This is a genomic window from Bradyrhizobium tropiciagri (assembly GCF_018130505.1).
Taxonomy (GTDB): Bacteria; Pseudomonadota; Alphaproteobacteria; order Rhizobiales; family Xanthobacteraceae; genus Bradyrhizobium; species Bradyrhizobium tropiciagri_B.
In genome coordinates, this window is sequence record NZ_JAFCKH010000015.1 from 70,711 (window position 1) to 90,758 (window position 20,048).

The following is a 20,048-nucleotide window of genomic DNA, read 5'->3' on the forward strand; positions in this document are numbered from 1 at the left end:
GGTCAAGGCATGACGTCGATTTCCGTACGCGATGGCGTTCTCGACATCGCGGAATCCGGAGCCGGGAAGCCCGTTGTGCTTCTGCACTCGCTGCTTGCGGATCGCTCCATCTTCGACCGGATCGTGCCGATGCTGGCGCGGACCCGGCGCGTGATCGTGCCCGATCTGCCCGGCTTCGGCGGCTCGTCATCCGCGGGCTCCACGATCGAGGGCATCGCGGACCGCATTTCCGGGCTGTTCGATGCGCTGGATCTCGGCACCGGCGCCGACGTGCTCGGCAATGGCTTCGGCGGCTTTGTCGCGAGCACCCTGGCGATCCGCCACGGCGGCAAGTTCGACCGCCTCGTGCTGGCCGACACCGGACTGACCTTCTCGCCGGAGGGCAAGCAGTCGTTCTACTCCATGGCCGAACGGGTTCGTCAGGCCGGCATGGCAGCCATCATCGATGTCGCGATGAAGCGGCTGTTTCCCGAGGACTACATCGCGGCGCATCCGGACGTCTTCGCCGAGCGGCGCAATGCCCTGCTCAAGACCAATCCGGAGTTCTTCGCCGAAGCCTGCCTTGCGCTCGCCGCGCTTGACCTTACATCCGGCATTGCGACCATTCGCAATCCAACGCTGGTCGTGGTCGGCGAGCTCGACGCCGCGACACCGCCCGAGATGGCACGTGCCCTCGCCCGTGCACTTCCCAAGGCCGAGCTGATCGAAATCCCCGGCTGCGGTCACGCGCCGATGGCGCAGGCGCCCGAGGCTTTCATCAAGACGATCTCGGGCTTCCTCGAATTGACCTGATCATGAAACCACCGCCGTTCCAATATCACCGTCCCCAGACCCGCGAGGAGCTCGGCGCGCTCTTGGCCAACCTCGACAACGTGAAAATCCTGGCCGGCGGCCAGTCGCTGATGCCGATGCTGAACCTGCGCGTGGTCGCGCCCGATCACCTGATCGACATCAATCGCATTCCGGAGCTGGCGGGCATTCGGGAAACCACTGATGGCATCGAGATCGGCGCCATGACGCGTCAGGCGGATATTCTCGCCTCGCCGATCATCCGCGATCGCCTGCCGCTGCTTGCACGCGCGCTCGAACATGTCGGCCATATCCAGACCCGGTCCCGCGGAACCATCGGCGGCAGTTGCTGCCATCTCGATCCATCCGCCGAGCAGCCGGCGATCTGCGCCGCGCTCGATGCCGAATTTGTCGCGATCGGACCAAAGGGGCGCCGCGTGATCGCGGCCGCCGACTGGTTTCAGGGCATGTTGCAATCAGCGCTCGACGATCTGGAATTCCTCGAGGCGGTGCGCTTCAAGCCGTGGGCGAAGGGGCACGGCTACGGCTTCGCCGAATATGCGCGGCGGCATGGTGACTTTGCGATATCAGGTGCGGCTGCGCTGCTTGAGGCCGACGGCGGGGGCAGCATTACGCGTGCGGCGCTGCTGGTGTTCGGCGTCGAAGAGGCGCCACGGCGTCTTTCCGAAGCCGAAGCGGCGCTCGTCGGCCAGAACATCGGCGAGATTGCGCTCGCGCCGATCCTTGATGCGGCCCGCGCACTCCATCCGATGGAGGATGTGCAGGTGACGGCGGACTATCGCCGCCATCTCGCCGGCACCCTGCTCGGCCGTGCCGTGCGCGAGGCCTGCGTCAGCCGGGAGCAGCGCCAATGAGCGAACGACATCTCAGCTTCACGCTCAATGGCGAACGGCGCGAGGCCAACGCCGATCCACGGATGCACCTCGCCGATTTCCTGCGTCACGGCCTGGGGCTGACCGGAACACATGTCGGATGCGAGCACGGCGTTTGCGGCGCCTGCACGGTCATCGTCGATGGTGCGCCGGTCCGATCGTGCCTGATGCTGGCGGTCCAGGTCGACGGCTGCACGGTTGAAACCGTCGAGGGCCTCGCCAAGGGCGGCGAGCTTTCTCCGCTACAGCAGGCCTTCGCCAATCACCACGGCCTGCAATGCGGGTTCTGTACGCCGGGCATGCTGATGACGCTGGAAGCCTTTCTGCGCGTCACGCCCTCTCCGACCGAGCAGGACGTCAGGATAGCGATCTCCGGCAACACCTGCCGCTGTACCGGCTACCAGGGAATCGTCGAAGCAGCCCTGACAACCACCGCAGCAAAGGGTAGCCGCCCATGAGCGCGCGTTATTTCGGGGCCGCGGTCACCCGCGTCGAGGATCCCCGCCTGCTGACGGGACGCGGACGCTATGTCGACGACATGGAATTCCCGGGCCTGCTGCATGCCGCGTTCGTCCGCGCGAATGTCGCCCACGGCCGCATCCGCAGCGTCGACACCAGCGACGCGCGTGGCATGCCCGGCGTCGTCGCGATCTACACGATGGCGGATTTTGCCTCCATTGCGCAGGGCCCGATGCCGCCGATGGCCCCGCACCCGCTGCTGCCGACGCCGATCACCTATCACCCTCTGGCCGTCGAGGAAGTGCGTCACGTCGGCGAGGCGATCGCGATCGTGCTGGCCGCCGACCGCGCAAGGGCAGAAGATGCCGCGGCTGCCGTGATGCTCGACATCGAGGAACTGCCGGCCGTCGCCGACGCCGTCCTTGCTGCGAAGGCGGGAGCGCCCCGAGCTGACAGCAGGCGGCCGAGCAACATCGCCGCCACCATGAAAGCCGGCTTCGCCGATTGCGGCGCGGTGTTCGCGAACGCCGACCATGTCCTGACCGAGTCCTTCGACATTCATCGCGGCGGCTGCCATTCCATGGAGTGCCGCGGCGTGGTCGCCAGCGTCGATCCGCATTCCGACGTCCTGACGCTTTCCACGTCCTCGCAATCGCCCTACATGGTGCGGCGGCACCTTGCGAGCTATCTCAACCGCGATGAGAGCCAGCTCCATGTAATGACGCCGGATGTCGGCGGCGGCTTCGGCCCGAAGGCCAATGTCTATCCGGAGGAGTTCGCGGTTGCGCTCGCCGCGCTCAAGACCGGGCGGCCGGTGAAATGGATCGAGGACCGCCAGGAGCACTTCGTCGCCACGACGCAGCAGCGCGGACAGGTCTGGACGCTCGATGTCGCCTTCGACAATGACGGGCGGATGCGCGCGATCCGCGGTCATTGCGTTCACGACAACGGCGCCTACGCGCCCTACGGCCTGATCCTGCCGGCAACGGCGCTCGCCAGCTTTCCGGGCCCCTATGCGCTCGAGGCGCTCGATCTCACGGTCGATGTCGTGCTGACCAATTTGGTGCCGACGTCTCCCGTGCGCGGTGCATGCCGGCCGAATGCCGCGTTCGTGCTGGAAAGACTGGCCGACCGTATCGCGCGCCATCTCGGCATCGATCGCGACGAGGTGCGCCGGCGCAGCTTCGTTCGTGCCGAGCAGATGCCGTACTTGACCGGGATGAAGGCCCGCGACGGCTCGCCGATCTCCTATGACAGCGGCGACTACATCGCCGCGCTGGATCTCGTGCTCGACAAGGTCGATGCCGCCGGCTTTGAGGCGCGCCGCGCCGCCGCCGCGGAGCGCGGCAAGCTGCTCGGCCTCGGCATCGCATCCTGTGTCGAGGACACCGGCCTCGGCCCGTTCGAGGGCGCATCGGTTCGGGTCACGCCGGCCGGAAAGGTCATCGTCAGCACCGGCGCATCGAGCCAGGGTCAGGGCCATCGTACGGCGTTCGCGCAGATCGCCGCCGACGCGCTCGGCGTCGAACTGAACGACGTGACGGTCGAGACCGCTGATACAGCGAAATTTCCGCTCGGCATATCCACCATCGCGAGCCGGATCGCGGTGACGGCTGGCTCGTCCGTCGAACTCGCCGCACAGAAGGTGCGTGCCAAGGCGATCGCCTTCGCCTCGCACAAGCTGGAGGTCAGCGAGGAGGATCTCGAGCTCGAAGGCGGTGCGGTCCGCGTCAAGGGCGTTGCCGGACTGAACGTCAGCCTGTCGGAGATTGCGCGCACGCTGGCCGGCAATGCCGGCATGGGGCTGCCCGGCGGCATGGACCCGGACCTCGCGGCGACGGCCTATTTCAACTCGACGGCGCTGACATTCGCTTACGGCGCGAACGCATGCGAAGTCGAGATCGATCCCGAGACCGGTGATGTGCGGGTCGTCCGCTACGTCGTGGTGCACGACTGCGGCAAGCTGATCAATCCGCTGATCGTCGACGGCCAGATTCGCGGCGGAGTCGTTCACGGCATCGGCAACGCGCTGTTCGAGCGCATGATCCACGACGAGGCCGGCCAGCCGCTGACCACCACTTACGCGGACTACTTCCTGCCGCTCGCGTCCGAGATGCCGTCGATCGAAGTCCATCACATCGAGACGCCGTCTCCGCGCAATCCGATCGGCGTCAAGGGCGCCGGCGAAGGCGGCACGATTCCGGCCGCGGCCTGCGTGATCTCGGCCGTCGAGGATGCGCTGGGCGCGGATGCGCCGTTCATCCACCTCCACCCGATTTCGCCGCAACAGGTGATGAAATGGATCGAGGCGAGCGGATCGCAGTCTCAAGAAGTGGCGGGAACGCCGTAGAACCGCGCCGGGTTGGACACCAGGATCTTGTGCTGCTGCTCGACGTCGGTGGCGTAGCTCGCGAGCCCATCGAGAATCTCTCCGGCGTCGGGGACGGCTGCGGCATCGTAAAGACCGACATGGGGCCAGTCGCTGCCCCAGACCATCCGGTCGGGGGCGGCATCGATCAGCGCTTCGGCAAACGGAACGACGTCGCGGAACGGATAGGCTTGTGCCGAAAGCCGGAAGCCGCCAGACAGTTTTACATAGCAGTTCGAGTTTCTGACGATGTGCAGCACCGCCTGGAATTCGGGACTGTCGGCGCCGTTGGCGGCAGCACACCACCCCATGTGATCGATGATGAACGATGCGCGCAGCCGAAGCAGCCGATCGATGATCGCAGGGTAGGTTTCGCCGCGGGTCGCGACCTGAACGTGCCAGCCGATTTCCGCGCAACGATCCGCCAGCACCTCGAGGTTCTGCAAGCCGACGCCGCCGCCGACGATATCGAGAATGCGGATGCCGCGGACGCCGGCGTCCTTGAGCACGGCGACTTCCCTGTCGGTGATCTCAGGATCGATCACGGCGACGCCGCACAGCCTGTCCGGATAGTCCTGCAATGCCTTCACCAACAGCCGGTTGTCGGTGCCGTGCACCGACACCTGCACGACGACGCCATATTGCAGGCCGACCTTGTCGAGCATCGCGACGAAATCGGCAGGTGACGCCGGCGGCGGATTGAAGTGGCGGCCGGGTACGAACGGATAGTCGGCTGCCGGGCCGATCACATGGGCATGGGTTTCCCACGCGCCCCGCGGAACCTTGATCTTTGTCGGAGGTGAAGCCGGCCGCGGAGGCAGACAATCCTTAATGACACCGTCGAAGTGAAGCATCGTCACTGCACCTTTGAATCGAGGATGAAGTCGACGCCCGCACTCGCTGCGACGGTCTTCACTTCATCGAGAAATGCATCGTTGAGCGGGATGCCGGTCTTCAGCCGCTCGGCCCTGCGCGCGAATTCCGGCTCGCCGGCGACGATCACCGGGTTGTCGGGATCGACGGCGGGCGTCGCGCGCAGGTGATCCAGGATGTCGCTGACATCGTCCTCGAACGAGCCGGAGGCGCGGAAGAAGTCCGGATCGAGCGCAAGGAAGAAATGACCGATATTGTCCGGCGCGCCCGGCTTCGCCTCCCGGCTGCGGAACGGCGAGAACGAGCCGCCCGCCAGCGTGCTGCCGAGCAACTGCGCCATGACGGCAAGACCGTAGCCCTTGTGGGTGCCGGTCTCACGGGTGCCGCCCATCGGCATCAAGCCGCCGACGTCGCTCTCCATGCAGGTCCGAAAGCCTTCGCCGGGGTCGGTGACCGGCTTTCCGGCGCCATCGACCACCCAGCCCACCGGAAGCGGCGTCTGGTGATAGGCGTAGACCTTGACCTTGTTGGCGGCGACCGCCGACGTCGACATGTCGAGCAGGAAAGGATCCCCCCTGCTCGCCGGCGCTGCGAACGCAATCGGATTGGTGCCGAGCACCGGCGTCGTGCCGCCGGTCGGGAGCACCGCGACGGTCCGCGCCGACGACGTAACGAACGCGATGACGCCCTTGCGCGCCGCCATCTCGGCATAGAGTCCGGTCGCCCCGAAGTGATGCGAATTGACCACCGAGACAGCACCGATGCCGATCAGCTTGCATTTCGCCACCGCGAGGTTCATCGCCTCGACCGCAACCGGATGGCCAAGGCCTGCATCGCCATCCATCAGGGCCGTGGCGGCGTTTTCCTTCACGATCCGCGGCCGCGGCGTCATATTGAGGCCGCCGGCACGCCGCATCCTGTCATAGAGCGGGAGCATCGATGCACCGTGCGATTCGATGCCGCGAAGATCGGTCTCGACCAGGAGATCCGCGATCACCTCGATCTTATCCGGCGTCATGCCCCACGCGGACAACACGAGTTCGATCTGTCTCTTGAGAACAGCGGGCGCGACGTAGACCAGCCGCTCCCGCGCGTGCATCTCGTTCGAAGCCATCGGCGAATGTCCTTCAGCTCTTGTTCTTGTCTGCAGCGGCCCGTTCGGCCGCCAGAAGCCATTGCACGGCCACGGCAGCATCCGCCGGCGGCGGCGCGCTCTCCCGCCGCAACAAATCCGTGGTGTGGCGATAACGATCGATCGTCGCGCGCGTCGTCAGGCTCTTCAGCCCGAGCGACGTCAACTGCGCTTCCGCCAGCTCCATCTCCACCAGCCGCCGGCCGGCATGAGGCGGATGCGTCCTCAGATACATGTCGATATGGTCACGCAGCGGTCGTTGATCGAAATCGCCGAGCAGCTCGATCAACTCCTCACGCAAGCCGAGCGCCTCAGCGGCCAGCATCGACTCCACGACCAGCGCGTCGAGGCCCTTGGCAAACAGGCTTCGCAACAGCTTCAGGCTCGATGCATCGCCGACCGCCGACCCCTCGCGCGCCGATACGGAAAAGCCGAGCGCATTCATCGTCTGCGCGAAGTCCGTCGCCATCTCCCCCGACGCCAGCAGCGGGGTGCGGATGCCGTGCAGGCTGACGGCGCCCATGATCGCCACATCGACGAACCGCGCGCGGTTCGCACCGAGCATATCGGCAGCAGCAATCACCTGCGGCGGATCGGCGGCGGTCAGGTCGGCCAGGATCGCCCGCTCCCGCAGCACCGGCGCGATCCTTGCGACAACGTCGCGCAGCCCGTCGCCGGTGATCGTCAGCAGCACGACGTCGGCCGCGCTCGCCGCACGCGCAACATCCTCGTCGACGTCGATGCCGAGCCGCTTCGCCGAGGCGGCCGCGCGCGGCGAAGCCCGCGACGCGACCTTCAGCTCGACACCGCGATCGAGCAATGCGCTCGCAAAGCTGGTGCCGACCTCGCCGAGGCCGACGAGTGCGATCGAGGGAGTGCCGTTCATCGCGACGCTTTGACCAGCGGGCATTCGCTTTCGTTCAGCGGACGGAACGCCTGGTCGCCGGGGATTTCATCGATGGTCTTGAAGTAGTCCCACGGCTCCTTGGATTCCTTGGGCGCCTTGACCTGGAAGATCTGCACCGGATGCGTCATGCGCCCGTCGGCGCGCACCACGCCGTCGCCGAGCAGCGGATCCTTGATCGGAACCGACTTGAGATATTCCACCACCTTGCGGCCATCGGTGCTGCCGACCTTCTCGACGGCGCCGAGATAGGCCAGCACCGAGGAGTAAACCCCGCCCTGCAGCGCATCGGGGTGAATTCCCTTGTTGCGCTTGGCTAGCTCGGTCGCGAAGGCGCGGGTCGTCGCGTCCTTGGTCCAGTTCATGCTGCCGGCCGCGAGCAGGCCCTGCGTCGCATCGAGGCCGGCCGCATGCACGACGGCGAGATTGAACTGCGGCGCGACGATCTTGTACTTGTCCGACGTGATACCGAATTCGCGGGCCTGCTTGATCGCGTTCGACAGATCCGCGCCGCCGCTGGCCAGCACGATGACATCTGCACCGGACGACTGCGCGGTCAGAAGATAGGAGCTGAAGTCCGATGTGTTGAGCGGATGGCGCACCGAACCCAGCACGGTCCCACCAGCCGCCTTGACGAACTTGGTGACGTTGTCCTCCAGGCTATGCCCGAACGCATAGTCGACCGTGACGAAAAACCACTTCTTGCCGCCCCGGTTCATCACGCTCTTGACCAACGCGTTGGCGTTTCCATAGGAGTCCCACGTCCAGTGGATGGTGTTGGGCGAGCACTTGGAGCCGGTCAGGTCGGTCGCGCCGACGCCGGACGGGATCATCACCCGGTTGAACTCCTTGGTGATCTCGACAGCGCCGAGCGCGACCGCCGAATTGGCGAAGTCGAATACCGCATCGACATCGTCGACCTGATACCAGCGGCGCAGGATGCCGAGGCCGACGTCGGCCTTGTTCTGGTGATCGGCAAATACGAGCTCGATCGGGCGGCCGTTGACCTTGCCGCCGAACTTCTCGATCGCCATCTTCGCCGCCTCGACCGATCCATTGCCGGTCAAGTCGGAGAACACTCCGGTCATGTCGGTCAGGACGCCGATCTTGACCGTGCCCGATTTGTCTCCGGCCCAGGCACTGGTCGCCAGGCAGCAGGCGAGCACACTCAATAGCCTCGCAAATCCTCTCATTTCAAATTCCTCCCGTTTTCATTTATTGGTGAGATCGGTGACCCGATCGTCGATGTATTGCAGTTCGCGGCGCAGGATCTTCTCGGTCTGGGTGCGCGGGATCGCAGGCACCCGCTCGACAAATCGCGGCAGCATGTAGTTCGGCACCTGATCGGCAAGCCCGCCCCGCACGTCGCGAAGATCGAAATCGTCGTCGGTCACGACGACCGCCTTGACCTCCTCCCCCATGATGGGGTCGGCAACGCCGACGATCGCGCAATCCCTGACGCCGGGCAGCTTCAGCAGACGCCCCTCGAGCTCCTGCGGCGAGATCATCTCGCCGCCGCGGCGGATGAGCTCCTTGGTGCGGCCATGGAAATAAAGGTAGCCGTCGGAATCGAAGCTGCCGACATCGCCGGTGTGGAACCAGAAGTTCCGGCTCGCCTTCGCGAGTTCGTCCGGCTTGTTGTAGTAGCCCAGCAGGATGCGGTTCGGCTGCAGCGGCCGAACGACGATTTCGCCGCGCTCGCCGACCGGCAGCGGATTGTCGTCGGGGTCGACGATCCGGACCTGCATGTCCGGCCGTACGCGGCCATTGGCGCCGAGCTTGTGGTCACCGGCCGTGCTGCCGGAAACCCAGCCTCCGACCTCGGTCATGCCGTAGAGTTCGTGAACCTTGACACCGAAGCGCTCCTCGACGGTGCGAGCGAGCTCTGCCGTCGTGCCGCCACCGATCGTGAACCGCATCGCGTGATCGCGCATCGGCTCGGCATAGCGTGCCGCAAGGATCGCCAGCACCGTGCCGACGAAGGTGCAGCCGGTCGCCTGCAGCGCCTTCGCATCCTCGAAGAAAGAGGTCGCCGAGAACCGCCGCCGCAGGCCGAGCGACGCCCCTACGGTCAGTGCCGACATCACGGCATAGGTCTGCGGATTGGTGTGATAGAGCGGCAGATAGACGAAGATGCGATCGTCCGCGGTCAGCTCGAGGATGCGGGCGGACTGCACGCCGGTCGCCGCGTAACCGCCATGCGCGCACATCACGCCCTTCGGCCGCCCGGTCGTTCCCGACGTGTAGAGGATCGTGCAGACATCATGCGGCGCGATGGCCGCGGTCTCGCCTTCGGGAAAACCGGCAAGCTCCCGAAGAAACGCCTCGTCATCGATCAGGATGAAAGGAAGTTCGGCGGCGGCGGCGCGAAGATCGCCGCGCCTCGACTCAAGCCAGTCCCTGTCGGCCATGATCAGCCTGGAATCGGACTGCGTGACCAGATAATCGATGCTGTCGCCCTTCAGCTGGTCGTTCAGGCACACTGCGACGGCACCGGCCGCGTTGACGCCGAACCACGTGATCAGGAAGGCGGCGGAATTGCCCGAGATCAGCGCGACGTGATCGCCCTTCCCGATGCCGCGCGCGCGCAACAGCGTCGCACACCGGAGCGACAGCGAATGGATCTCCGCAAAGGAGTACGACCGCTCGGCCGTAACGACGAATGGCCTCTGTGGCGTGACCGATGCCCAGTGGGACAGGCGCTCCAGGATCATAGCTCGGCCGCGTAGCTGACGACGCGTTTTGCGAGGGCATTCTTCAGCACTTCGGATGAGCCGCCGCCGATCTCGTAGGTCTTCGCATCGCGCATGAAGCGGCCGAACGGCGCGTTCACCATGGTGCCGTAGGCGCCGCAGATCTGGACGCAGCGCGCCGCGACCTCGGTCGCCACCTCCGATGCCATCAGCTTCGCGGCGCTGGCGCGGCGAATGACGTCGTCGTGCGTGTCGAGCGCCCGCGCGGCATCGTAGACCAGCAGACGCGCGGCATCGATCTTCGCCAGCATGTCGGCGAAGTACCACTGGATGCCCTGAAAATTGACCACCTTCTGGTCGAACGCGGTGCGGTCGCGCGCGAACGCCAGCGCCGCATCGAACGCCGCCCGCGCAATTCCGACCGATATGCCGGCAGCCACGGTTCGCGAATAATCGAGCGTCGTCACCGCCTGGCGAACGCCCTTGCCCTCCTGCCCGATCAGGTGATCGAACGGAAGGCGCACGTCCTGCAGCCGAACGTTGACATGCGGGCCGTTGCGCAGGCCGAAGGTCGCGGAGTTCTCGCCGATATAGGTCGAAACGCCGGCGGTCTCACGGGGCACGACGAAGACCGACACGCCGACATCGGTCTGCGCCAGGATCACGAACAGTTCGGCACGCGAGCCGGACGTGATGAACGACTTCTCGCCGTTCAGCAGCCAGCCATCGCCGTCCCTGCATGCCTTGGTATCGAGCTTGCGGATATCGCTGCCGTGCGAGGCTTCAGTGAGGGCGTAGGAAGCAATCAGCCCTTGCGCGAATTGCGGCAGATATCGCTGTTTGAGGCTGTCCGAGCCGAACGTGTTCAGCATGGTCTGCGCCTGGAATATCGTGATCAGGCAGATCGCGACGGCGGCGCTCCCGTAGCCGATCTCTTCGCAGGCGGCGACGCTGTGGGCGTAGCCCAGCTCGCGGCCGCCGAATGTCTTCGGCAGCGAGATCGCGTTGCAGCCGAGCTTCGCCAGATCGCGGACGAGCTCCGCCGGGTACAGGTCCTTGGCGTCGATCTCGTGGGCCAGCGGAACGATGCGCTGCTTCACGAACCGGCGCACCTCGTCCACGAACCCGGCCTCGACCGCCGGCTGCCACATGGCGTTCGGCAATCCATCCATCGCATTTCCTCGCTTTTGTCTTGGCCCGGACAACACCGCAGATTGGCTTGATCGTCAATGAGATATTTAATATCATCTATCTGATGATAGAGGGGACAGCATGCCGCCATCACGATCCGGCAAGTCGTTGGGAATTAGCGTCAAGTCATCGCTGCGCACGCTGCAGATTCTCGAGTACATCGATTCCAAGCAGCGCGCCGTGACCATCGCAGAGCTGTCGGCAAGTCTCGCCTTCCCGCAGTCGAGCACGTCGACGCTGGTGCAGAGCATGATCAACGCCGGCTATCTCGTCGTCGATCACGACGGCCGGCGCATCCTGCCAAGCAGCCGGGTCGCGGCATTGGGCAGTTGGGTCGAGCCCAGCATCTCGCGCGCGGATATCAGATCGCTGATGGTCGCGGTCGCAGAGCGGACCAACCAGACGATCCTGCTCGGTGTTCCTGCCGACCTGTGCGTGCGCTACATCGACGTGATCCCCGGCCGGCACGCCATGCGCCTCGACATCCCGGTCGGATCGCGGCTGCCATTGATGGAGGCCGGCATGGGGCGTCTGCTGCTCTCTGAGATGCCCGATGAGACGGTGGAGGAACTCTGGCAACAGACCAAACGCCGGGTCAAGGACGAAGGCGCGCAAGGCATCCGGCCGTCCGACGTCTCCAACCTGTGGAATGCCAGTCCATTCGTGTCACCGCTGCCCGACATCATGGACGAGCTGAAGCAGATCCGCAGAAGCGGGTTTGCGATTTCGCTCGGACGAATTTCGCTCGGCGCCGGCATCGTCTGCGTCGCACTGCCGCGCGGCCCGCTGGAGCAGCCCATCGGACTTGGCATCGGCGGTCTGTCCGAACTGATCTCGCGCGACGCCCAGCAGATCCTGTCGATCGTGCGCAGCGCGGCCGGCGAGTTGGGCATCGCGCTGAAATTGCCCAGCGAGGCGACGCGGGCATCGGAGCGGGACAAGACCCGGCGCGTACGGAAGTAGCGGTGAACCGCTCCTAAACGAGACGCCACCACGCGTCGTCCCGGCGAAGGCCGGGACCCATAACCACAGGGTCAGGTCGTTGAAGCAAGCTTTGGCCCCAGCGCTGCACAACAATGACCTCCGGTGGTTATGGGTCCCGGCCTTCGCCGGGACGACGCTGTGGGTGACTGTCGCACTCCCCGCTGTTAGTCCCGCCGCCGCCAACAGATTCACACGCTCTCAGGGGGCGGGTCGCAGAGTTGCGAGCTCTGAGCTCAAAATCATCCGTGTAGTGATCTGGACCACTTGCAACGTCCGGATGACTCGGCTCTCCTGTTGATCGACATCTCCGGATTGGACCCCGCGCCTGCTTTCTCCGCCCGAACGCACTCCGGCGAGAGGACGAAGAGAAGCCGTGCAGTCCTGATCAGCCGCGGATGAATCGACGCCTACAGACGCCGCCCACCCGCAGAATCATCGCGAAATCGTTGGGGAGAACGAACGTGACGGATCCATTTCAAGGTGTTGTGTACACGCTGGATGACGCCGGGAATTTGTCCTGGTGGCAGATGAACGGTGCGGCCTGGGCACCGAACTCGGGCGCGGTGATCCTCAAGGGAGTGCCCTCAGGACAGTTGTTCGCGGGATCGGACGGCGTGCTCTATGTGCTCACGCCGTCGGGGCAGATCCTGTGGTACCGCGACGTCGCGAACAACGGCACCTCGGGCTGGGACCCGAATTCGGGCAACGTGATCGGGACAGTCGAACTGCCGCAATACGCCCAAGTGGTGCTGGGTGGCGACGGCGTCATGTACGCCATCGACAAGAGCAACAACCTCTTCTGGTTCAAGAACTGGACCGACAACGGCACGACGCCGGCCTGGAGCGCCGCGAAATCGGCGAGCAACATCTGGCCCGGCTTCTGGCAGTCCTCCTACCGAAGCCTGATCCCGGGCGGCGACGGCGTGCTCTACGTGCTCGACAGCGCCGGCAATCTGCACTGGTTCCGCGACGCCGCGAACAACGGCACGGTCTCGCACGATCCGAACTCGGGCCTCGTCATCGCCTCCGGCCTCACGGTCACGCCGCTCGCGAGCGGCATGCTGCCGGTGTGGGCCGGCGAGAACGGGACCATCTACTCGCTCTCGGGGCAAACGCTGCAATCGCAGCAACTCGCGATCAGCGTCGACGGCATCCCCTCGGTGGCGACCACGCCGGGGCCGCAGTGGACGGCGGCCGCGGTGAGCGCCGTTTCCCCCGTCACTCCCACCAATGTGGGATGCGGCATCGTGAACCTCTGCAACGAAAAAACCGGCTCCAACATCGCCTACCCCGTGTTCACGGGCGATCAACTGACCTGCTACCAGGACGTCAACGCGCAGGTCGGAAAAGCCTACAGCGCAACCAACTTCGACCTCCGGTCGGCCTACGCAAACCCGGATGCGTATCCGCCCAGCGGACTGCTGGCGCTGGTGACGGCCGCCAAGCCGTCGCAGGGGGAAACGGCTTCCGACTGGACCGCGGTGCAATCGCAGCTCGAAGCCGAAACGGCGCAGCTGAATGCGATCTATGCCTATCAGACCGATGCGCGCACCAATGCGTCCGCGCTCGCGATCACCTATCTGAGCAGCTATCAGATCGCGGCCGGCTGCATCGACGGCAAAGCGGACCTCACGATGGATGTGCTGAGCGTGCTGTCGTATCTGGCGATTCCGGAAGTCCCGGAGAGCGGGTTCTTCTGCCAAATGGCGGGGCTGATCGCGGCGCTGATCCAGGCGTCCGGCGACACCGTGATGAGCGGCAAATTCAGCGAGATGAACCTGGGCAACACGGTCACCGGGCTGCTCGACCAGGTCTCCGCGCTCTACAGCGGATTGCAGTCCGACTGGGGCAAGGTGCAGAAAGCCAATCAGATTCTGCAGAACGCGATCGCAACGCCGGCTGGCGTCTCGTACCAGCAGATGGGCTATGAGTACGAAGCCGCGATGTACATCGCCTACGCCCTCAAGGACATGTGCGTTCTGTACGCGACCCAGTACAAGGCGTTCGGTCCATGCGGGGGCGACGGCGTCGGGCTGGCGAACATTCCGCTCGAGAACGCACCCTACGGCGTCAATCCGGGCATTTGCTCGCGGCTGCCCGTCATCGGCATCTCGCAGCAGGACGTCATCGGCCGCGTCGGCCAGTGGGCGAAACTGCAGAAGTGGGAATGCATGTTCATCGAGGGCACGAGCGGCGGCTGGAACTGCATCCAGGAATAGCGAGCCGTCCTGCCGGCTCGTTCCTTCTCGCGGAGATACGATGCTTCGCGTTCGCGGTCGGCGCGTAACCCCCGCCGGCAACCGGCGCGGTGCCCATCACCGCTTGCTGCTGCGCCGTTTCGCGGCGCGGCGCGGCGCCTCCTTTGCCGTCGCGCGGGCCTTGGCCGGCTTCGGCTCCTGCAGGCCATAGCTGGAAAACCCCTTCGCGGCGTCCGCGATCTCGTCGTCGGTCAGGATGACGCGGGTGTCGAGCGCGAGCGAGAGATAGTACTGCCGCGCGATGGTCTCGAGTTCGACCGCAAGCCACATCGCCTTGTCGAGATTGGCGCCGAGCGCGATCATGCCGTGATTGGCGAGCAGGCAGCCATTGCGGCCTTCGAGCGCGACGATCGCATGATCCGAAAGCTCCTTGGTGCCGTAGCACGCATAGCCGGCGCAGCGGATATCGGTGCCGCCGAACGCCGCGATCATGTAGTGGCAGGCGGGAATCGGCTTGCGCGCGATTGCGAGCACGGTCGCATAGGTCGAATGGGTATGGACGATGGCGCCGACATCCGGCCGGGCGCGCGTGATGTCGAGATGGAAGCGCCATTCGGTGGACGGCTGCAGCGGCCCTTCCCACGTGCCATAGCCGCCTTCCAGCGGCATCGAGGCGATCATCTCCGGCTTCATCGCATCGTAGGGCGTCGCCGACGGCGTGATCAGCATGCGGTCCTTGTAGCGCGCGGAAATATTGCCCGATGTCCCCTGGTTGAGGCCCGACGCGTTCATCCACCGGCACTTGGCAATGATCGCCTCGCGCAATTGACGTTCCTCACGGGTCATACGGAATATCTCTCCTGTTCAGCGCCGGCGATGTGCGCTGCCAGCCGGAGGCGCCCGGCGCCGAGATGGGTGCCGAGCAGATAACAGGCAGAGGCTGAAGGAGGCGTCAACCCCCAAGCGTGCGGGAACGGTTCGGCGTCGCGGCTTCGCGTTTCACCTCAGCGCAATGGTGAGCTTGCCGAGATTGGCGGCAAATTCCAGCCCGGCCCGTGGGCCCTTGAGCTGGAGCACGACGCCATTTTCATTACGCAGGGTCACCCCGCCGGCACCCGCGGCCCACGCGCCACCGGCGCCGACGACGGCGTAATTGCCGGCGAAGTCGTTGACGTCCTTGATGCCCGAAGCGGTACCTTCCAGCCAGTTCGCCGATGCGCCCGCGGATACGCCGAGGCTGACGCCGGACGCGACGAAGCGATAGTTGCGCCCCCTGAAGGAGAGCACGCCGCGACCGCCGCCGCCGCCGACGACCAGCGCCGCCTTCACGAACTTGACCTGGACGTGTCCGGTCGCCTGCGCAAACGCCGGGGAGGACAGCGCCGAGACGACGAGCGGAAGCATCAGAAGGCGTAGCGCGGACATGAACATTGTGGCTGCTCTTTCCTGTCAGGGATTGCCCGGATCGACCTTCTTCCAGGTGTGATCGGGATCGAACACGATCATGCGCTTGCCGACGAAGTCGGTGCGCGAGCCGAGATCCTTCTGGTAGACGGTGCCGGCGTGGTTGACCAAAAAGGTCATCACGCCCGAATTGCCGTACTCCGCAGGGTAGGCAACCAGTGCGAAGCCGCCGATCATCTTTCCCTTCACGACATAGTTCAGCGCGCCGCCGGGCGCATCCGATCCCTGTGCGCGCAGGATTCGATAGTAGTAGCCGTGGTACGGCATGTTCTCCGCACCGACCTTGTAGCCTTCCTGCGCCGCCTGCGCCGCGCGTTCACCGAGCGGGCTCGGATCGCGATCGTCGCGCCAGAACAGGCCGTCCTTCTTGCCGGGGCTGGAGACGATGCGCTGTGCGTAGACGCCTGCTCCCTCGCCGGTGCGGTCCTTGTCGGCATATTCGTTCTGCGCATCGACGTAGGCAAGGCAGGTCTGGATCGCGGCGAGCTCGTTGCGGCCGATGCGGCGGTAGAGGATCTCGCGGCGGCCCGCGGCAGTATCGAACTCCCAGCCGTCCCTGTAGTTGACCAGCGGGATCGGGAACGCGAAATCATCCGTGCCCAGGATCAGCGTCGCCTTCTTGTTGCCGTCCGCCTTGATGGAATGCCTCGCGTCGTAGGCCGAGAGGAACGTCCGGCGCATCTCGGCATCGGCGACGTCGTCGCCGGACGCGATGATGTCGTCGGCGCTCGGCCCGAGCACCTTCAGAATCGCACGCCGCCCGCCATCCTTCACCGCGGCGGCCAGCGCGGCTGCGGCCTCTTCCGGATTTGGATAGGCCTGCTGCGCTTTCACAGAGGAGATGAGTAACGCCAGGGATGCCACGGCAGCGAGGCCGGCGGATACGATACGGCGCGATCGAAGCACTGGAAAACCGGTCATCGCGGCACCTCCGATCCAGCCGGGATATGCGCGCCCGCAGCGAACCAATCGCGATAGGTCTGCAGCTTGAGGCCGAGCTTCTCGTAATAGACCCGCAGATAGCCATCACTGCCGCGCGTCACCGCCTGCGGCATCACCAGGGCAACGTCCTGCGCCATCACGCCGACATAGGCCTTGCTGCTGCCGAGATAGCTGAAGCGATAATAGCCGAGACCGTTGGCGAGGTAGCCGAGCAGCTCGATGTCGTGCTTCAGCGCGATGTCCGAACGCCGGCCGCCGCCACCACCACCGCGGAAACCGCCACCACCGCCGCCTCCGCCACGGAAGCCGCCTCCGCCGCCTTGGAATCCACCGCCGCCGCGGCCCGCGAACCCGGCGCCGCCACCCGGAACGCCACCGCCGCCACGCGGCATGCTGGCCATGCTCGACCTGCCGCGCGCCGATGCCGCGGAGGCCGCCCGGCCGGACGACACGTTCATGGCGCCGCCGCGATTGCCTCCGCCGCCGCCCTTGCCAGCGCTGCGGTTGGCCGTTCCGGCGCCGCCACGGTTGGCGGCCTTGGCGCGGTCGCCGCCCTTGGCACGGTCACCAGCGCCGGCACGATCGCCGCCGCCGGGCCGGTCGCGAGAGCCGGCACGATCTCCACCGCGATCACCCGCCCGGTCACCTGCACGATCACCTGCACGATCGCCAGCCCGGTCTCCCGCCCGATCGCCCGCGCCGGCGCGATCGCCGCCGGGTCGACCCTGGTCGGGGCGCAGCACCTGCTGTCCGTCGCGGCCGCGGAAATCCATCCGGTTCGCGGCGCCGGCCTTGATGTTGGTGTTGCCGAAGCGCTGCTGCACATTGACGTTGTTGTAGCGGACCCCCTGGCGGTGCACCGAATTGTGCTGCCAGCCATTTGCGATGTTGGTGGTCCGGTGATTGACGTAGACGTTGCGGTTGCCCCAGTTGCAGCCGCCACCCCAGTAATTGCCCCATCGCCCGATCGCCCAGGCGGTACCGAAGGCGAGGCCCGCCGCGACCACGCCGGCGCCGATATAGGACGGATAGCCGAAGTAGTACGGCGGATAGTCCGCGTAAGGCCACGCGCCATACACGGCCGCCGGTTCGTAATACGGCACGTACATCGTGTTGGGATCAGTCTGCTCGATCACGATGACCTGCTTGTTCTCCTGGGTCTGGGTGCTGACTTTCTGCTGCTTGGTCGTCACCAGCTTGTTGTTGGCCTGCGCCTTGGCGCGCAACCGCTGGATCGCATCCATCACGTCTGCCTGCTGCGCCAGCACGGCGTCGCCGAGGTTCTTGGTCCAGTCGATCTTGTCGCTCATCATCGAAAGCACCGCGCCGGTGCTCGCCAGCGCCTTCACGCTGTCGTCCCAGGATTGCTTCTCGACCTCGGTCTTGAGCGCGTCACCCTTCAGGTTCTTGCGCGTGCTCAGCCAGCGGTCGGCCTGCACCACTTCGAGCGGATAGGTCGAGGCCGCCAGCACGTTCGCCAGCAGCGCGTCGGGATAGAGCGCGATCGGCGCCACCAACGCCTCGAGTTGCTCGGGCTTCAACAGTTGATCGGTCGGCTGCGCTTGGCTCGCTTGCTGTTGGCTCGCCGGCGGCGGGCTCGCTTGCGGCGGGTTCGGTTGGGTCTGGCTCGGTTGCGGCTGTACCGTCTCGGCCGACGGCTTGTCGGCGGTTTGCGCCACCGCCGCGACAGGCATCGCCGACAACAGCGCGAGCGCAAGCAGAATCCTGCCCGAACGGAACATTGCAATCTCCATCGAATTCGATGGCGGCCAGCATCGGATACAGCCGTCACAGTCCATTGATCGAGATCAAGGAAAGGCGGCTGGCTCAGGCGCCGAAACTGCCGGCTTGGTGCGACGCAAGAAAGATGCGGCGATCGTGGATCAGGTTTTCCAGCCGATGGGCGGCGACGTTCACGGCCGTCGCATCGCGCTCGCCGTTGTCGCCCTCAACGGCATTGCTTCGCTGGCTGCGTAGCACCCGATCGATTTCGTGCTCGATCTCATCGAGCTCCGATCCCTGCAGAGCTTCCCGGATCCGCGGCCCCAATGCGTAGAGCGCATCGAGCGCCTCCTGCCTGGTCTTGAGCTCGACCGGCCGAAGGAATTTCCAGGTCGCCGCGAGCACCGAGACCAGCGCACCGGCGATCATCGGCGCGAGGAAGATGGCGTTGCCCCATTTGTCGAGGAAACTCTCCCGCGTGCCGTCGTAGAACGCGGCCGCTCCCGGATGCCTGGGCAGATAGGCGTCGGCTTCGCTGTCGGGCGCCGTGACCTGCGCCAGTATCGGCAACTCCGCCAGCAGATCCCTGCGGGCCTTCATCACCGATTCCGTCAGATCGCCGATCAGATCGGCGTCGAGCTTCTTCTGGGCCACGAGGTAGTACGAGCTGCGTACCGTGGTCAGATCGTCGGGCGGAATTGGCGGTGCGCCCCGCACCGTCCCCTTCGGCACGTCGAAGCTTTCATAGGCGCGCTCTTTCTCAGCGATGGCGCCCGCGGACTCGATGGCGATCATCACGGGGCCGGATCGCGGATTCTGCGGAAACAGGCCACGCAGCAGCGAAAGATATTTTTCCGTGAGCGGCATCACGACCAGGATCGCCCGGACCTCCTTGGCCTCGAGCGCACGCCGCGCGTCGGCCGGGACGAGGTCCTTGAACGTCACGCCGGCCCGCGCCAGATCGTATTCGTCGGTCAAAACCTTGATGAGCTTGCGGTTGGTTTCGCCGCCGATGACGCCGATCGCAGCCCGCTTCAGCTCGATCAGATCCGTCACCGATGTGCCCGGCGGCGCCACCAGGAGCGCAACGGCATGTGCCAGTACCATGACGGCCTGGGCCTGCGAGAGATCGCCGACGTCGCCGCGCACCACCGCGAGGTCGACCTTTCCGGAGGCAAACTGCTCCGCGGACTCCACCGGACCGGCGGTCTGGACCATGCTGAGCCGCACCGGCGCGCCCGACTGGGTAAGCTTGCCGGCGATCGCCGACACCAGCTTGATCGCCTCGCCGTCGAACGAGCCGACGGCGACCGTCAACGTGGTCGGCTTGGTGTACCACCGATACGCGAAGAGGCTGGCGCCGCCGATGAGGAGGACCGCCCCGGCGACCAGGGTGATCCGCAACCAAGCCGGCAATTTGATCGTATCCATGGCGG

General features: G+C 65.6%; 17 protein-coding genes. 6 read left to right on the forward strand and 11 right to left on the reverse strand.

Annotated elements, in window-relative coordinates; all coding sequences use genetic code 11:
• Positions 1-9: 9 nt before the first annotated feature.
• The 4 genes from JQ633_RS31505 to JQ633_RS31520 are packed head-to-tail and all read left to right on the forward strand — an operon-like array spanning position 10 to position 4,491.
• The gene (locus JQ633_RS31505; protein ID WP_211989555.1) at positions 10-792 is read left to right on the forward strand and encodes an alpha/beta fold hydrolase; all 783 of its coding nucleotides are present in this window, start codon (positions 10-12) and stop codon (positions 790-792) included.
• Between the two features lie 2 nt (positions 793-794).
• Entirely contained in the window at positions 795-1,664 is an 870-nt protein-coding gene (locus JQ633_RS31510; protein WP_211989557.1) for an FAD binding domain-containing protein, read from the forward strand.
• The gene (locus JQ633_RS31515) at positions 1,661-2,140 is read left to right on the forward strand and encodes a (2Fe-2S)-binding protein (protein WP_211989559.1); all 480 of its coding nucleotides are present in this window, start codon (positions 1,661-1,663) and stop codon (positions 2,138-2,140) included. The genes JQ633_RS31510 and JQ633_RS31515 overlap by 4 nt, the downstream gene beginning before the upstream one ends.
• Positions 2,137-4,491 (forward strand): xanthine dehydrogenase family protein molybdopterin-binding subunit, encoded by a 2,355-nt coding sequence (locus JQ633_RS31520; protein ID WP_211989560.1) that lies wholly within the window; start codon positions 2,137-2,139, stop codon positions 4,489-4,491. The genes JQ633_RS31515 and JQ633_RS31520 overlap by 4 nt, the downstream gene beginning before the upstream one ends.
• Here the strand turns inward: JQ633_RS31520 and JQ633_RS31525 are convergent.
• The 6 genes from JQ633_RS31525 to JQ633_RS31550 form a co-directional block, all read right to left on the reverse strand.
• Positions 4,467-5,258 (reverse strand): amidohydrolase family protein, encoded by a 792-nt coding sequence (locus tag JQ633_RS31525; protein WP_211989561.1) that lies wholly within the window; start codon positions 5,256-5,258, stop codon positions 4,467-4,469. The two genes, JQ633_RS31520 and JQ633_RS31525, sit on opposite strands and share 25 nt — an antisense overlap.
• A 107-nt stretch (positions 5,259-5,365) precedes the next feature.
• Complete coding sequence (locus JQ633_RS31530; protein ID WP_211989564.1) at positions 5,366-6,496, reverse strand: Ldh family oxidoreductase; 1,131 nt, start codon at positions 6,494-6,496, stop codon at positions 5,366-5,368.
• A gap of 13 nt (positions 6,497-6,509) precedes the next feature.
• Positions 6,510-7,424: an NAD(P)-binding domain-containing protein gene (locus tag JQ633_RS31535; RefSeq protein ID WP_211989566.1), complete on the reverse strand. Its 915-nt coding sequence runs from the start codon at positions 7,422-7,424 to the stop codon at positions 6,510-6,512.
• Positions 7,397-8,611 carry an ABC transporter substrate-binding protein gene (locus tag JQ633_RS31540; protein WP_211989567.1) on the reverse strand — a complete coding sequence of 405 codons (1,215 nt, stop codon included), beginning with the start codon at positions 8,609-8,611 and terminating at the stop codon, positions 7,397-7,399. The genes JQ633_RS31535 and JQ633_RS31540 overlap by 28 nt, the downstream gene beginning before the upstream one ends.
• Before the next feature lie 18 nt (positions 8,612-8,629).
• Positions 8,630-10,132 carry a class I adenylate-forming enzyme family protein gene (locus JQ633_RS31545; RefSeq protein ID WP_211989568.1) on the reverse strand — a complete coding sequence of 501 codons (1,503 nt, stop codon included), beginning with the start codon at positions 10,130-10,132 and terminating at the stop codon, positions 8,630-8,632.
• Entirely contained in the window at positions 10,129-11,283 is a 1,155-nt protein-coding gene (locus JQ633_RS31550; RefSeq protein WP_211989569.1) for an acyl-CoA dehydrogenase family protein, read from the reverse strand. Before JQ633_RS31550 ends, JQ633_RS31545 begins: the two co-directional genes overlap by 4 nt.
• Positions 11,284-11,383: 100 nt before the next feature.
• On the opposite strand from JQ633_RS31550, the gene JQ633_RS31555 reads away from it, so the two are divergent.
• The gene (locus JQ633_RS31555; protein WP_211989570.1) at positions 11,384-12,265 is read left to right on the forward strand and encodes an IclR family transcriptional regulator; all 882 of its coding nucleotides are present in this window, start codon (positions 11,384-11,386) and stop codon (positions 12,263-12,265) included.
• 482 nt (positions 12,266-12,747) lie between these two features.
• Positions 12,748-14,505, forward strand: a complete 1,758-nt coding sequence (locus JQ633_RS31560) for a tachylectin-related carbohydrate-binding protein (protein WP_211989571.1) — start codon at positions 12,748-12,750, stop codon at positions 14,503-14,505.
• 96 nt (positions 14,506-14,601) lie between these two features.
• Here JQ633_RS31560 and JQ633_RS31565 read toward each other — a convergent pair whose 3' ends face one another.
• From JQ633_RS31565 to JQ633_RS31585, 5 genes are all read right to left on the reverse strand, one after another.
• On the reverse strand, positions 14,602-15,330 hold the full coding sequence (locus JQ633_RS31565; RefSeq protein WP_211989572.1) for a class II aldolase/adducin family protein: 729 nt from the start codon (positions 15,328-15,330) through the stop codon (positions 14,602-14,604).
• Between the two features lie 153 nt (positions 15,331-15,483).
• Positions 15,484-15,915: a hypothetical protein gene (locus JQ633_RS31570; RefSeq protein WP_249159790.1), complete on the reverse strand. Its 432-nt coding sequence runs from the start codon at positions 15,913-15,915 to the stop codon at positions 15,484-15,486.
• A gap of 18 nt (positions 15,916-15,933) precedes the next feature.
• The gene (locus JQ633_RS31575; RefSeq protein ID WP_211989573.1) at positions 15,934-16,869 is read right to left on the reverse strand and encodes a DUF2950 domain-containing protein; all 936 of its coding nucleotides are present in this window, start codon (positions 16,867-16,869) and stop codon (positions 15,934-15,936) included.
• Entirely contained in the window at positions 16,866-18,632 is a 1,767-nt protein-coding gene (locus tag JQ633_RS31580) for a DUF3300 domain-containing protein (RefSeq protein ID WP_211989575.1), read from the reverse strand. Before JQ633_RS31580 ends, JQ633_RS31575 begins: the two co-directional genes overlap by 4 nt.
• A gap of 85 nt (positions 18,633-18,717) precedes the next feature.
• Positions 18,718-20,043, reverse strand: coding sequence for a TAXI family TRAP transporter solute-binding subunit (locus tag JQ633_RS31585; RefSeq protein WP_211989576.1), 1,326 nt, complete (start codon positions 20,041-20,043; stop codon positions 18,718-18,720).
• Positions 20,044-20,048 lie beyond the last annotated feature (5 nt).

What these genes read in the sequence shown, in the direction of transcription:
- JQ633_RS31505 (WP_211989555.1), top strand. Translation starts at nt 10, where the DNA reads ATGACGTCGATTTCCGTACGCGATGGCGTTCTCGACATCGCGGAATCC.
- JQ633_RS31510 (WP_211989557.1), top strand. Translation starts at nt 795, where the DNA reads ATGAAACCACCGCCGTTCCAATATCACCGTCCCCAGACCCGCGAGGAG.
- JQ633_RS31515 (WP_211989559.1), top strand. Translation starts at nt 1,661, where the DNA reads ATGAGCGAACGACATCTCAGCTTCACGCTCAATGGCGAACGGCGCGAG.
- JQ633_RS31520 (WP_211989560.1), top strand. Translation starts at nt 2,137, where the DNA reads ATGAGCGCGCGTTATTTCGGGGCCGCGGTCACCCGCGTCGAGGATCCC.
- JQ633_RS31530 (WP_211989564.1), bottom strand. Translation starts at nt 6,496, where the DNA reads ATGGCTTCGAACGAGATGCACGCGCGGGAGCGGCTGGTCTACGTCGCG.
- JQ633_RS31535 (WP_211989566.1), bottom strand. Translation starts at nt 7,424, where the DNA reads ATGCCCGCTGGTCAAAGCGTCGCGATGAACGGCACTCCCTCGATCGCA.
- JQ633_RS31540 (WP_211989567.1), bottom strand. Translation starts at nt 8,611, where the DNA reads ATGAGAGGATTTGCGAGGCTATTGAGTGTGCTCGCCTGCTGCCTGGCG.
- JQ633_RS31545 (WP_211989568.1), bottom strand. Translation starts at nt 10,132, where the DNA reads ATGATCCTGGAGCGCCTGTCCCACTGGGCATCGGTCACGCCACAGAGG.
- JQ633_RS31550 (WP_211989569.1), bottom strand. Translation starts at nt 11,283, where the DNA reads ATGGATGGATTGCCGAACGCCATGTGGCAGCCGGCGGTCGAGGCCGGG.
- JQ633_RS31555 (WP_211989570.1), top strand. Translation starts at nt 11,384, where the DNA reads ATGCCGCCATCACGATCCGGCAAGTCGTTGGGAATTAGCGTCAAGTCA.
- JQ633_RS31565 (WP_211989572.1), bottom strand. Translation starts at nt 15,330, where the DNA reads ATGACCCGTGAGGAACGTCAATTGCGCGAGGCGATCATTGCCAAGTGC.
- JQ633_RS31570 (WP_249159790.1), bottom strand. Translation starts at nt 15,915, where the DNA reads ATGTTCATGTCCGCGCTACGCCTTCTGATGCTTCCGCTCGTCGTCTCG.
- JQ633_RS31575 (WP_211989573.1), bottom strand. Translation starts at nt 16,869, where the DNA reads ATGACCGGTTTTCCAGTGCTTCGATCGCGCCGTATCGTATCCGCCGGC.
- JQ633_RS31580 (WP_211989575.1), bottom strand. Translation starts at nt 18,632, where the DNA reads ATGTTCCGTTCGGGCAGGATTCTGCTTGCGCTCGCGCTGTTGTCGGCG.
- JQ633_RS31585 (WP_211989576.1), bottom strand. Translation starts at nt 20,043, where the DNA reads ATGGATACGATCAAATTGCCGGCTTGGTTGCGGATCACCCTGGTCGCC.